The 12,682-nt window shown below is 71.2% G+C and carries 14 protein-coding genes and 1 CRISPR repeat array; of the genes, 7 read left to right on the plus strand and 7 right to left on the minus strand.

The window, feature by feature from the left end; all coding sequences use genetic code 11:
• Positions 1-44 precede the first annotated feature (44 nt).
• The 4 genes from BDW27_RS23060 to BDW27_RS23075 form a co-directional block, all read right to left on the minus strand.
• Complete coding sequence (locus tag BDW27_RS23060; RefSeq protein ID WP_017546473.1) at positions 45-971, minus strand: NAD kinase; 927 nt, start codon at positions 969-971, stop codon at positions 45-47.
• A gap of 109 nt (positions 972-1,080) precedes the next feature.
• Complete coding sequence (locus BDW27_RS23065) at positions 1,081-1,881, minus strand: TlyA family RNA methyltransferase (protein ID WP_026129598.1); 801 nt, start codon at positions 1,879-1,881, stop codon at positions 1,081-1,083.
• Positions 1,882-1,911: 30 nt separating this feature from the next.
• Positions 1,912-2,091, minus strand: a complete 180-nt coding sequence (locus BDW27_RS23070; RefSeq protein ID WP_017546475.1) for a hypothetical protein — start codon at positions 2,089-2,091, stop codon at positions 1,912-1,914.
• A 60-nt stretch (positions 2,092-2,151) separates the two neighbouring features.
• Positions 2,152-2,841, minus strand: a complete 690-nt coding sequence (locus BDW27_RS23075) for a membrane fusogenic activity family protein (RefSeq protein WP_110051662.1) — start codon at positions 2,839-2,841, stop codon at positions 2,152-2,154.
• Between the two features lie 187 nt (positions 2,842-3,028).
• On the opposite strand from BDW27_RS23075, the gene BDW27_RS23080 reads away from it, so the two are divergent.
• The 4 genes from BDW27_RS23080 to BDW27_RS23095 all read left to right on the plus strand — a co-directional run bounded on the left by BDW27_RS23080 (position 3,029) and on the right by BDW27_RS23095 (position 7,352).
• Positions 3,029-3,379, plus strand: a complete 351-nt coding sequence (locus BDW27_RS23080) for an SCP2 sterol-binding domain-containing protein (protein ID WP_017546476.1) — start codon at positions 3,029-3,031, stop codon at positions 3,377-3,379.
• A gap of 30 nt (positions 3,380-3,409) precedes the next feature.
• On the plus strand, positions 3,410-4,678 hold the full coding sequence (locus tag BDW27_RS23085) for a DUF1015 family protein (protein WP_110051664.1): 1,269 nt from the start codon (positions 3,410-3,412) through the stop codon (positions 4,676-4,678).
• A gap of 66 nt (positions 4,679-4,744) precedes the next feature.
• Positions 4,745-5,261: a CRISPR direct-repeat array (repeat unit 29 nt; unit sequence CGGTCCATCCCCGCGTGCGCGGGGCCTAC).
• A 171-nt stretch (positions 5,262-5,432) separates the two neighbouring features.
• Complete coding sequence (locus BDW27_RS23090) at positions 5,433-6,272, plus strand: aminoglycoside N(3)-acetyltransferase (protein ID WP_110051682.1); 840 nt, start codon at positions 5,433-5,435, stop codon at positions 6,270-6,272.
• A gap of 60 nt (positions 6,273-6,332) precedes the next feature.
• Complete coding sequence (locus tag BDW27_RS23095) at positions 6,333-7,352, plus strand: HAD-IIA family hydrolase (RefSeq protein WP_110051665.1); 1,020 nt, start codon at positions 6,333-6,335, stop codon at positions 7,350-7,352.
• Positions 7,353-7,357: 5 nt separating this feature from the next.
• Here the strand turns inward: BDW27_RS23095 and BDW27_RS23100 are convergent, their stop codons facing one another.
• The gene (locus BDW27_RS23100; RefSeq protein WP_370446543.1) at positions 7,358-7,900 is read right to left on the minus strand and encodes a single-stranded DNA-binding protein; all 543 of its coding nucleotides are present in this window, start codon (positions 7,898-7,900) and stop codon (positions 7,358-7,360) included.
• Positions 7,901-8,094: 194 nt separating this feature from the next.
• On the opposite strand from BDW27_RS23100, the gene BDW27_RS23105 reads away from it, so the two are divergent.
• Complete coding sequence (locus tag BDW27_RS23105; protein WP_199560746.1) at positions 8,095-9,099, plus strand: MBL fold metallo-hydrolase; 1,005 nt, start codon at positions 8,095-8,097, stop codon at positions 9,097-9,099.
• Between the two features lie 86 nt (positions 9,100-9,185).
• On the plus strand, positions 9,186-10,118 hold the full coding sequence (locus BDW27_RS23110) for a GNAT family N-acetyltransferase (protein ID WP_110051669.1): 933 nt from the start codon (positions 9,186-9,188) through the stop codon (positions 10,116-10,118).
• Positions 10,119-10,192: 74 nt separating this feature from the next.
• Here the strand turns inward: BDW27_RS23110 and BDW27_RS23115 are convergent, their stop codons facing one another.
• The gene (locus BDW27_RS23115; protein ID WP_110051670.1) at positions 10,193-10,594 is read right to left on the minus strand and encodes an NUDIX domain-containing protein; all 402 of its coding nucleotides are present in this window, start codon (positions 10,592-10,594) and stop codon (positions 10,193-10,195) included.
• Positions 10,595-10,656: 62 nt separating this feature from the next.
• Positions 10,657-11,397: a M48 family metallopeptidase gene (locus BDW27_RS23120; RefSeq protein WP_233515891.1), complete on the minus strand. Its 741-nt coding sequence runs from the start codon at positions 11,395-11,397 to the stop codon at positions 10,657-10,659.
• On the opposite strand from BDW27_RS23120, the gene BDW27_RS27880 reads away from it, so the two are divergent.
• Entirely contained in the window at positions 11,365-12,354 is a 990-nt protein-coding gene (locus tag BDW27_RS27880) for a hypothetical protein (protein WP_233515892.1), read from the plus strand. The two genes, BDW27_RS23120 and BDW27_RS27880, sit on opposite strands and share 33 nt — an antisense overlap.
• Positions 12,355-12,682 lie beyond the last annotated feature (328 nt).

Consider the following 12,682-nt stretch of genomic DNA (forward strand, 5'->3'; position numbering starts at 1 on the left):
CCCTCTCCTGATAGTTGACGCCCTTTGCTTGCGACGGCGCTGGATCAGCGTCCGTGTGCGGCCCGCCCCCGCCATCCCGAAACCGGGAGGCCGAACTTGGCCACCAGCCGGTCGGTGAACGGCGCTCGGTGCAGCCGGGCCAACCGGACCGGCGTATCGGCACGGGTGATCTCGATTCGTGCTCCCACGGGCAATTCGACCATACGCCGTCCATCGCACCAGAGCACGCCCGGTGTGGTCTCCGGCAGCACCTCCAGCGCCACCGTCGCCTCGGGCCCGACCACCAGGGGGCGGGCGAACAGGGCGTGCGCGCTGATCGGCACGACCAGCAGCGCCTCCACGTCCGGCCACACGACCGGGCCTCCGGCGGAGAAGGCGTGGGCGGTGGAACCCGTGGGAGTCGCGCACACCACACCGTCACAGCCCCAGCTGGACAGGGGGCGCCCGTCCACCTCCAGGACCATCTCCAGCATGCGGCGCGAGTCGGCCTTCTCCAGGGTCGCCTCGTTGAGCGCCCAGGAACGCACGGGCGGAGCGCCGTCGCCCCGGCCACCGTTGAAGACGGCCACGTCGAGGGTCATGCGTTCCTCGACCACGTAGTCGTGGTTGACGACGCTGTTCACCGTGGCGCCCAGGTCCTCGCGTTCGGCCTCTGCCAGGAAGCCGACGTGTCCGAGGTTGACCCCCAGGAGCGGCGCACCGGCCGGTCGGGCGAGCTCGGCGGCCCGCAACAGGGTTCCGTCCCCGCCGAGCACCATGACCAGTTCGACGCCCTCGGCGGCACCCGCCGCCTCGACCGGTTCGACCGGGGACAGGACGCAGCCGGAGGCCGCCAGTTCCTCGACCTCGCTCTTGAGCATGCGGACGGTCAGACCCTCCGCGCTCAGGCGCGCGTGGACCAACTGGGCACTGCGTACGGCCGCGGGCCGGCCGGTGTGGGCCAGCAGGAGAACGCTGCGTCCGCTGGTCATCGCCGTCCCCTTACGTTCGCTCCCCAGTGGGAAGTCTGGTGCTGACCGGGTGCTCGACCGCACCCGGCCGGGTCACGTTACCGGACTCCTGCGACAGGAGGCCACGCCCTCAGGACGGCCCCTCCTGGATCGCGCGCTCCAACGCGGCCGGGTCCAGAGGGGGCTCACCAGCGCGCATCCACAGGAAGTACTCGACGTTGCCCGAGGGGCCCGGCAGCGGGCTGGCGGTCACGCCGACCACGCCCAACCCCAGAGTGAGGGCGTGCGCGGCCACGTCGGACACGGCCTCGGCACGCAGTTCGGGCTCCCGGACCACACCGCCCGCGCCCACGCGATCCCTGCCCACCTCGAACTGGGGCTTGACCATCATCGAGAAGTCGGCGTCGGGCGCCACGGACTCGCGCAGGGCGCCCAGGACCAGCTTGAGGGAGATGAACGACAGGTCGCCGACCACCAGGTCGGGACGGGGCTCGCCGACCATCTCGGGGGTGAGTTCACGGACGTTGACCCGCTCCATGACCCGCACCCTGTCGTCACTGCGCAGCGACCAGGCCAACTGTCCGTATCCGACGTCGACCGCCGTGACGTGCGCCACTCCGCGCCGCAGCATGACGTCGGTGAAACCACCGGTGGAGGCCCCGGCGTCCAGGGCCCGCCGCCCCTTCACGTCCAGTTCGAAGGCGTCCAGCGCCCCGATGAGCTTGTGCGCGCCACGGGAGACGTAGGCCGGCTCCTCGGAGGGTGTGCGCACCACGACGGGCTGGTCGGTGCCGATCTGGGTCGCGGCCTTGGACGCCACCATGCCGGAGACCAGGACGCACCCGTCCTCGATCAACTCGGCCGCGTGTCCCCGTGAGCGTGCGTGGCCTCGGCGGACCAGTTCCGCGTCGAGCCGACTACGTTTTGCCATGGTCACCTAGGGTACCGGCCGTTCCGGCCACTATCGGGGACCCCGGGCGTTCTGTCCCAGCGCACCCAGAACACCCGACAGCTCCTGCTGGAGCGTGTCGAAGACCGCCACGTGCTCGTGGGTGGGCAGCGCGTCCAGCGCGGCCAACCGCTCCTTGGTCGCGCCGAGTGTCTGTTCCGCCAACGCCTCGGCCTGCTCGCTCGGGTCCATCGCTCCCCGTCCCTTCGACCACCCGCGCGGGCGCCGGTGGTCCGGCGCCCGGAACGGACTCTACTTCTTGGCGCCCTTGCCCTTGGTGGCGCGCTTGGGGGTCGCACGCGGCCGGGCCGCCTTGGGCTTGCTCCGGGGCTGGTTCGCGGCGGCGCCGTCCTGGGCCGTGTCGCCCTCCTTCGAGCCGTCGCCGTCCTCCACGGCCGCTGCCTCCTGAGCCCCGGCCCCGCTCTTCGCGGGCGCGTCGTCCTTGTCGGCCGGAGGCACCTCGCCCTTCGTCGGAGCGCCGTGGGACTCCTCGTCCACGACGGGCTCCGGCTTCTCCTGGACGGCTGCGGGCGCGCTCTCCTCGGGTGCGGGCAGCTCCGAAGAGGCACCGCCGCGGGGTTCCAGCACCCGTTCCACCGCGTGGCGCGCCGCCATCCGTCGCTCCAGCTCGGCCACCCGGCGAACCATCCGCTCGTACTCCCCGCGCGGCACCATGTCCATCTGCTCCAGCGCGCTACGGACCTCGGACCGCACCAGGTCGGCGACGGCCGCCCGGTTGGCCTGGCTGGTCTCGATCAGCTCGCCCGCCAGGGTCTGGATGCTCTGCCCCACCCTGGGCGGCGCCTCGCCGTCCGGGACCGCGACGGGGGTCGCCCCGTTGGCGCGCAGCAGTGTCTTGGCGGCGGCCACGGCCTGCTTGCGCGAGAGTTCGGTGAGGCCATTGGCGGCGTCCAGATAGGTGCGTACCGCGTCGACGACCATGATGACTTGCTCCTTGAAGGGACCGCAGGAGGAAAGGGAAGGAGGGCGCGGGGAGGGAGGGGCCTCGTGCTCCGGGGGGGTTCGACGCCAACGCTACCGGGACCGGGACCCGTGTGACACGCAAACGAGGGAGCTTCCCCGGGTGGAACCACCCGAAGGCGTCGCGCCGGTAGGGCATCATGACCCCATGAGCAGCATCGACGCGTGCCTCGAAGGCATCGCCCGGGCGAACGAGCGCATCCTCGCCAAGCCCCTGGACCGCCGCCGCGAACACATCCGCGAACGCACGGTGCGCGTGATCGTCCCCGACCTCGGGACGGCCTTCGACATGCGGCTGACCACGGACGGGCTCACCGACGTCACCCCCCACCCCCTGGACGCTCCCGCGGGTACCCCGCAGGTACGGGTGACTGTGTCCAGCGATGACCTCGTGGCCCTCGCCGAGGACCGTCTGGACCCGGCGAAGGCCCTGTTCACCCGGCGCCTCAAGGTGGACGCCAGTTTCAGCGACATGCTCCGCCTGCGACGCGCGCTCTGAACGAAGGCCGTCGACGGGTACCTTGCTGGGATGCCTCGCCAACCACTCGTCCTGGCCCCCTTCCGCGGTCTGCGCTACGCGGCCCCCGACGTCGAACGCTTCATCGACGGTGTCTTCGACATCGCACGGCTGCTGGCCCCGCCCTACGACATCCCCGACGCGGACGAGGCACGCGAACTCCAACGGTCCGACCCCCACAACGCGGCGAGGGTCACACTGCCCTTCGAACTCTCCCGGCAGTCACCCGAGGCGTCCGCGCGCTACCAGACCGCCGCCGACCTCCTGCGCAGCTGGATCGCCGACGGGGTCCTGGCTCAGGACGAGGAACCGGCGCTCTACGTCTACGAGCAGGTCACCGCCGACGGCCAGACCCAAAGGGGACTGGTGGGGGCTCTGGGGCTGCCGGACGAGGGCTTCGACCCCGCCGTGCGCCCGCACGAGGACGTGGCCGATCCCCCGGTGCGCGACCGCTTCCGCCTGATGGAGGTGGCCCGCGCCAACCTCGAACCCATCTTCCTGATGTACCGGGGCGCCGACGGCGCGGCCTCAGCGGTCACGGAGAACACCGGGGACCAGCAGCGGCCCCTGGTGTCCACGCGGACCCGCGACGGTTCCGAACACCGCTTGTGGGCCGTCACCGACCCGCGGATCCAACAGGAGATCGCGGACGACCTGGCCGGACGCTCCGCGCTGATCGCGGACGGACACCACCGCTACGCGGCCTACCGCCAGCTGCGCCAGGAGAACGCCGACCCGGGCTGGAACCACGGGCTGGCCCTGCTCGTGGACAGCGACGCCCACCCGCCCCGGCTCGGCGCCATCCACCGTGTGCTGCCCGGCCTGGACACCGCCGAGGCTCTGGCCGCCGCCCGAACCGTGGCCCGGGTGGAGCCGGTCACCGAAGCAGACCCCGCGCTCCTGGAGGACGCGCAGGCCCCGGCCCTGCTCCTGGTGTCAGCCGAGGGCGAGGCCCACCTGGTGAGCGGATTCGACGAGGCCGTGCTCCAACGGGCCATGCCCGACCGCTCCCCCGACTGGCGCCACCTGGCCACGGCCGCCCTGCACGAGGTGCTCCTGCCCCTGTGGCACTTCCCCGAGGAACACGTGCGGATGGTCCATGACGACCCGGCCGAGGCCGAGGCCGCCGCCCGCGACGAGAAGGGCACTGCGGTGATCGTGCCCCCGCTGCGCGTGGAGCAGGTCTACGCCGTCGCCGACCGGGGCGAACTCACCCCCCGCAAGTCCACGTCCTTCGGCCCCAAACCCCGCACGGGGCTCGTCATGCGAGTCCTGGACTAGCCAGGTCCCCGCCAGCTCCCGCGTATCGGGGGGTCGTCGAGGCGGATGGGGGCAAGCCCCTTACCCCGGCCCATCCCCGCGTGCGCGGGGCCTACTCCTTGGGGGGTGATCCACCGGTAGGTGCGGCCGGTCCATCCCCGCGTGCGCGGGGCCTACTGGGGATCGATGCGGGCGATCTCCCAGGAACCCGGTCCATCCCCGCGTGCGCGGGGCCTACGCGATCATCCCCACCGTGGCCGCCGGGGTGCTCGGTCCATCCCCGCGTGCGCGGGGCCTACCCCTTGCCCTTCAGCGCCTCGGTGTTCTTGTGCGGTCCATCCCCGCGTGCGCGGGGCCTACGCGGGTTACTGCTCGTACGGTCAGCGCACGTTCGGTCCATCCCCGCGTGCGCGGGGCCTACATCCCTCCTCCTGACCGGGCCGGGCGCCGCACCGGTCCATCCCCGCGTGCGCGGGGCCTACTGGCGCTCTGAGTCATAGGACATGACGGTCGTCGGTCCATCCCCGCGTGCGCGGGGCCTACATCATCCGGTGGGCCCCCGACGGCCAGCTGGACGGTCCATCCCCGCGTGCGCGGGACCTACCACTTCGCGACCTGCGGGAACGCGAGCCGTTATCTCCGCTTGACAATCGCATCGGCAGGCGTTCCGGGAGTCGCATCATGGCAGAGAGGGCCCGAGAGCGAAACTGACTGGCCTGGCGGACCTTCGCGCTGGAAAATGACCCGAAGTGTCCACCAGCACCGGAGCGCCCTCGTGTCCACTCCCCCTTACCTCTCGGACGGGCCGCGTACGGCGGCCTCACTCACCGTGCACCTGGCGCACCTGGGGGTGCGCCCTGGTGACACACTCCTGGTCCACACCTCACTGCGCTCCCTCGGGTGGGTGTGCGGGGCCGACCAGGCCGTGGTCCAGGCGCTGCTGGACGCGGTGGGGCCTGCTGGGAACCTCGTGGTTCCCACCCAGACCATGGGCAACACCGACCCCTCCGGCTGGGTCAACCCGCCCGTGCCGCGGGCGTGGTGGGAGACGATCCGCGCCGAAGCGCCCGCCTTCGACCCCGCGATCACCCCCAGCACCTACATGGGGCGCGTTCCCGAACGGGTCCGCACGTGGCCGGGCGCGGTACGCAGCTCCCACCCGCAGACCTCCTTCGCCGCGTTGGGTCCGCGAGCTGCGCATCTCATGCACCCCCATCCGCTCGAATCGGCGCTCGGTGAGGGCTCTCCCCTGGCGCGGATGGAACGGGTCGGGGCGCGAGTCCTGTTGTTGGGCACCGGCTACGACTCCTGCACCGCATTCCACCTGGCCGAGTACCGGATGGCCGATCCGCCCACCGAATCCTCCTCGTGTGCCATCCGTGACGACGAGGGCCAACGGAAGTGGGTCACCTACACCGGTGTGGTCCTGGACGAGGGCGACTTCCCCGAACTCGGCGCCGAGTTCGAGGCCACCGGCGCGGTGACGGTCGGACGTGTGGGTTCGGCGACCGCCCGACTGTTCTCGCTGGAGGACGCGGTCACCTTCGCCTCCGGCTGGCTCACCGAGCACCGACCGGCTGCGACGGAACCCACATCCGAGGGCTGGCGGCCGTGAGCCCACGGCGGCCTAGCCTGGGGGTGACCTCTCCCGCCACACGGAATCGGACCCCACACCATGTCCTTGCAGGCCGCTGACCGCCCGCTCAACGAGCTCCACGACGCGATGCTCCTCGATCTGGACGGTGTGGTCTACATCGGTCCCAAAGCCGTGCCCGCGGCGCCCGAGGCCGTGGGCAAGGCCCGGGCCGCGGGGGCCCGGGTCGCCTTCGTGACCAACAACGCCGGACGCACCCCCGCTCGCATCGCGGAGCACCTGACCCAGCTGGGCGTGCCCGCTGCCCCTGAGGACGTGGTGACCTCCGCGGAGGCGGCGGCGCGCCTGATCGCCGCCCGGTACCCGGAGGGGTCGGAGGTGCTCGTGGTCGGGGACACCGGGCTGCGCCAGGCCGTCCGCAGGATGGGGCTGCGGCCCGTCACGGTCTCTTCGGACTCGGTGGTGGCCGTGGTCCAGGGCTACTCACGGACGATGGCTCGCGACCTCCTCGACCAGGGCACGCTCGCTGTCTCGCGCGGCGCGTTCTACGTGGCCAGCAACTCCGACGCCACCGCTCCCACGGAGTGGGGGGTCACCCCCGCGAACGGTTCCTTCGTCCGGGTGATCGCGCACGCCACCGGGGTCGAGCCAGTGATCGCCGGCAAGCCGATGCGCCCCCTGCACGAGGAGGGCATGATGCGCACCGGCGCGAGCAACCCCCTGATCGTGGGCGACCGGCTGGACACCGACATCGAGGGAGCCACCGTGCACGGCGCCGCCGGGCTCCTGGTCCTGTCCGGCGTGGCCACTCCGCAGGACGTGCTGGCCGCCCCCGCCCACCAACGCCCCCGCTACCTGTCGTGGGACGTGTCCGGGATGAACGAGCCCCACCCGGGCCCGGTGCGCCGTGTCGAAGGGGACACCGCGCGCACCGAGTGCGGAGGATGGACCGTCACATCGATGGAGGGAACGGTTCGCCTGTCCGGGGAGGGCGACCGGTTGGATGGCCTGCGCGCACTGTGCACGGCGGTCTGGGCCGACGAGACGATCGCCCCCTCAGGGTCTTCGGCCGCCGAGGCCTTGGCCGTCCTGGGCTGGTGACCGGATCACCGACCCGCCTCGCGTACCCGCGAGGCGGTGTCCGCCTCCACCTCCAGCACACTGTGGATCCCGTTCCAGCCCCGCCAGGTCCGGCGGCGTAGCTCGCCGGTCACCCGGACCACGTCGCCGACCCGCCAGCCCTCCACCCTCGCGCACAGGTGCGGATCGAAGGAGACGAGGGTCATCGAGTCGGCCCGAGCGCGCTTACGTCCGGGTACCTCGGGGCGTGCCACGCAGATCCGCCAGGTGACCAGACGGTCCCCGCTGGGAAGCTCGCGTTCGGAAGGGGCTGCGGTGACGCGGCCGACCACGAGGACCTCGTTGAGGTGTCCGTCGGCCCGGTCCGGACGTTCCGGGGCGGTGACGTCGGAGACGGCCAGGTCTGGGGACAGGGGCGGCGGTTCAGTTCCGTTCGGGCGCCCCGAAGCGGAGGTCGTTCCCGACGGCTCGGGCATGACCGGCCCGGGAGCGATCCCCGTGGCGTGGCCGGGTGGGATGGTGGCGTGGGTGGACTTCGACGACACGGGTGCGGGGGTGGATTCGAGCACGAGGGCCTTTCTGGGAGTGTCCTGGTGCGCGCGCTGGTTCCAGGATCACCCGGGTGGGGGGTGGAGGGAAAGGCCCTTTCGGAGGCTGTGGACAACGGTGCGACCCCGCCGTCAGCTGCCATGACATCCTTGTCCTAGAGTCGGGTTCGGTCCGCGGCGGACCGAAGGATGCTTGAGGAAGAGGGGTGCCCGCCTTGCACGACGACGTGGACGTCAGCGGTCTGCCCGAGGGGATCACTCCGCTCGGCGACGAGATCTACGCGATCGACACGATGCTCGCCGGTTATCCCGGGGTCGTGTCCGCCTACCTCATCCGCACCGAGCGGCCCTGCATCATCGAGGTCGGCACCGCCGGTTCGGCCCCGGTCCTGCGCGACGCCGTCATCCGGCTCGGGCTGGCCCCGGAGGACCTCGCCACCATCGTGGTCACCCACATCCACCTGGACCACGCGGGCGGCACCGGGGACATGGCGGCGCTGTTCCCCAACGCGGAGATCGTCGTGCACGAGCGCGGTGCCCGGCACCTGGCCGACCCCAGCCGTCTGATGGCCAGCGCGAAGATGGTGTGGGGCGACCGGCTGGAGTCCCTGTTCGGGCACATGCGTCCCACCGAGGCCGCCCGTATCCGGTCCGTGGCCGAGACCGGGGAGATCGACCTGGGCGCGGGCCGCAGGCTCGTGTCGCACTACGCCCCCGGCCACGCCAAGCACCACATGGGGCTGGTGGACACCGGGACCGGCGACCTGTACGTCGGCGACGCCCTCGGGGTGTACAACCCCCTCACCGGTGACCTGCGCCCGGCCACCCCGCCGCCGGACTTCGACATGGACGCCTGCCTGCGCACCCTGCGCCTGTTCGGTGACATCGGTGCACAGCGGCTCATGTTCTCCCACTTCGGCGCACACGACGCCGTCAACGAGACCATCGACCGCGCCGAGAGCGAACTGCGCCTGTGGGTGGAGACCGTACGGGACTCCCGGGACACCGGCGGGGACCTCGACCACGCCATCGCGATGGTACGCGACAAGGTCATCAGCCGGTACAAGCCGCTTCCTCCGGAGGCCTCGAGCGGGACCAAGGCCGTCCTGGACACGCTCAGCGGCCCGGAGGCCAACGTGAGCGGCATCGTGCACTGGCTGGACCGGCTCGCCCAGGAGCAGGCCGAGGCGAAGCGGAAGTCCGAGGAGGAGCGAACCTGAGCCCTTCTCCGTGTGGGACCGGGCGGGGTGGGAGCACGCCGTAAATTCTCGTGCGTGCTCGGACCCGCCCGGCATAGCCTCCCCGGATGACCCCTCAGATTCGTGACGGTCGTCCCTCCGACACCGTTCAGGCCTACTCGCTCATCCGCGCTTCCCTCCCCTGCCTGATTCTCACCGAACAACACATGCGATGGCGGCTCGCCCACCCGGTGCCCGGAACGCAGGACACCCGCCTGGTCGCGGTGGTGGGCGACACCGTGGTCGGACACCTTCTGAGTCGGCTGCGAACCCACGAGGACGGGACCCGCACGGGCCGTAGCTACCTCGGAGCCCTGGCCGAGAGTCATCGAACCGCGGAACTCGCAGAACAGCTCCTGGCCGCCTCGGAGGCCAGCCTCATCGAGAAGGGGGCGAACATCCTGCGCGCGAACAGCGCACAGGAGGGCGTCCAGGCCGGAGGCGGCTGCTTTGACCAGGCGGCCCGGAAACGCGGATACGAGGTGGAGGAGGAGCACCACGTCCTCGGCCTGGATCTGAGTGGGCTGCCGAACCGGCCCGAGACGCCGGAGGGTTTCGAGCTGCGCCGGATGAGCGACTTCGACGACCCACGACCGCTCTACGAGCTCGACAAGGCATGTGACGAGGACGAACCAGGTGAGTCGGACGAGTTCGCCCCCTACGAGTTCTGGCTCAACTCGATCTGGGAGAACCCGCTGATCGACCTCGACATCAGCCTGGTGGTGACGCACGAGGGAGTCCCGGTCTCCTTCTCCGCCTACATGTCCGACCAGGACACCCGTGTGGGATCGGCGATGACCGGCACCCAGCGCGAGTACCGGGGGCGCGGGCTGGCGAAGTGCGCCAAGATCTCCGCCCTGCACCGGGCCCGGGAGAGGGGGCTCAGGCACGCCTACACGGAGAACCACGTCAGCAACCAGCCGATGCTCGCCATCAACGACCGGCTCGGGTACGAGGCAGTGGGCGTGGAGAGGTTCCACGTCAGGCGCCTGAGTGCCTGAGTGCCTGAGGTCGGACTCGGGCATGCGGCGGTCGGGTGTGGCTGGCTGGTGGCGGTGCGCTGCCGCGGAGGTGTCTAACGGGCTCCGGGCAGCGCGAGGACCCGCAGGAGGTACGCGTACAGACCGTCCGCCCAGGACAGTTCGTGTTCCGGGGGAAGCCGGTCGAAGGCACGAACCTCGACGGTCTCGAACTCTCCGCTCAGCGGTTCCAGTGCGCTCACCTGGGCGTGCGTGACCACGGTGGTGTGCCCGCCGGACAACACGTAGTACCCGAGGGGCCGGACGTCTCCGAGGGTCGCCCCAGCCTCCTCGAACGCCTCCCGCCGGGCGGTGGCGTAGAGGTCCTCGCCGCTCTCGTGGTGGCCTCCGGGAAACTCCCAGGCCCGCCGCCGGTGGCGGACCATGAGAGGACGCTCCCCCAGGTAGGTCAGGCACACCACCGAGTCGTACCGCTGGGGAACCGCCCCCAGGCACACGACGGCGCCGCCGAGTGGCTCCCGGCCACTCGACGGCGCTCCGTCAGGGAGTTCCGAGGGGGTCAGCCCCGGTCCTCGCGGCCGCCTCGGCGGTCGTCACGACGATCGTCGCGACGATCGTCGCGACGATCGTCGCGGCGGTGGTCCCGGCCCTTGTCGTCACGGCGCTCCCGGGAGGCGGTGGCCTCGGCCTCGGCCGCCGCCTCGTCCGCCTCCTCCTCGACGTCGGTCCAGACGACCCCGTCCTCGACGTCGCTGTCGACCAGCTCGACGCCCTCGATCGCGGCCAGGCGCTCGTCGGCGTCGGTGACACCCTCGCGGTCGACGGAGGAGGCACGCGCGAAGTACTCGCGGGCGTCCTCCTTGCGGCCCAGCTCCTCCAGGACGTCGGCGTACGCGTAGAACAGACGGGCCACGTACGGACGGGCCCGGCGCTCCTTCAGCTCAGGAACCTGGAGCTCGGCCAGGGCCGCCTTCACGTCACCCATGTCGCGGCGGGCACCGGCGGCGACGATCCGCAGCTCGATGCGCTCGTCGGCGTCCAGGTCCTTGGCGGCCGGGTCGTTGGTGATCTCCAGGGCCCGCTCGGGACGGCCGAGGCCGCGCTCGCAGTCGGCCATGATCGCGAGGAAGGTGTCCCGACCGCTCATGCGGCGGGCCGCGCGCAGGTCGGAGAGAGCCTCCTGCCACTTGCCCACCGTGTAGGCGGCGATACCGGACGCCTCACGGACCGTGGGTAGGCGGGAGGCCTTGCGGCGAGCGTGGGCAGCGTGCTTGTAGGCACGCTCGGGGTCCTCGTCCACCAGGATGCCGGCCGCGACGATGTGCTTGCCGATGAGCTCGGCCAGGGACTTGGGCAGCGAGTGCAGGTCGCGCTTGGTGTCCTTGTCCAGCTGGTCGTAAGTGGCCTCGTCGGGCAGCGGCGGAGCGATGTCGGCCGGATCGCGGTCATCACGGCGATCGTCACGGCGGTCATCGCGACGGTTGTCCCGCTGCGGTCGCCGGTCGTCACGCTGGAAGTCGCGGCCCCGGTTGTTCCGGTTGCCACCACGGTCGTCCCGGCCGCCGTCGCGGCCACGGAAGTCGCGCCCGCCGCCCTGGCGGTCATCCCGGCCACGGAAACCTCCACGGTCGTCGCGACGGTCATCGCGCCCACCGCCCTGACGGTCGTCCCGGCCACGGTAACCACCGCGGTCGTCGCGACGGTCATCACGCCCGCTGCCCTGACGATCGCGATCCCCGCGGTAGCCGCCGCGCTGGCCGTCGCCACCCCGGTTGCCACCACGGTCGTCACGGCGTTCACCGCCGGGCCCGCCGCGGTAACCGCCACGGCGGTCGTCCCCGCCACGGAAGTCGCGGCCGCCACCACGGCGGTCATCGTCGCGCCTGCCGCCACGGTCGTCCCCGCGGTCGTCGCGACCCCGGTATCCGCCCCGGTCCTCACGACGCTCGCCGCCGGGACCACCGCGGTTGCCTCCGCGGTCGTCGCGGCGGAACCCACCGCGGCGGTCGTCGCCACCACGGAAGTTGCGGCGGTCGCCACCGCCACCGGAGCCGCCTCTGTCGTCCCGGGAGCCCCTGTAGCCAGACCGGGAACGGGACTCGTCACCGCGCCCGCGACCGCCAGGCTCACCGGAGCGGTTACCGCTGTGGTCGTTTGCTCCGGAGTCCTCGCGGTCTCCCGATCGGCTGTCCTCAGTCATCCAACCCGTCCGTCAACACTCAAAAGCGCTGCCACTTTGAGCAGTAGCAGCGCGTAGTAGTACTCGTATCCTCCAGCTTACGACATGGCGTACGCGCACATCACCAAAGCCGCAGCACACGACGGTGGGCTAGTACACAGGCCAACACACCTCCCGTGGTCAACCCGCCAACCCCGTCCGGGACACCTGATGTCGATATCGGGGAGTCCTCAATCCCGACCCCACACCCGAAAACCACAATTCACAAACGCACAAACAACCCCAACAAAAAAGGAAGAGGAAGAACCCGCCCCAAAGGACAAGCCCTTCCCCTCCCTACCAAGAAAAACCGTGGCAGCGACCTACTCTCCCACCCCACAACAGGGCAGTACCATCAGCGCAAGGA

The organism is Nocardiopsis sp. L17-MgMaSL7, from assembly GCF_003182025.1.
Lineage (GTDB): Bacteria > Actinomycetota > Actinomycetes > Streptosporangiales > Streptosporangiaceae > Nocardiopsis > Nocardiopsis prasina.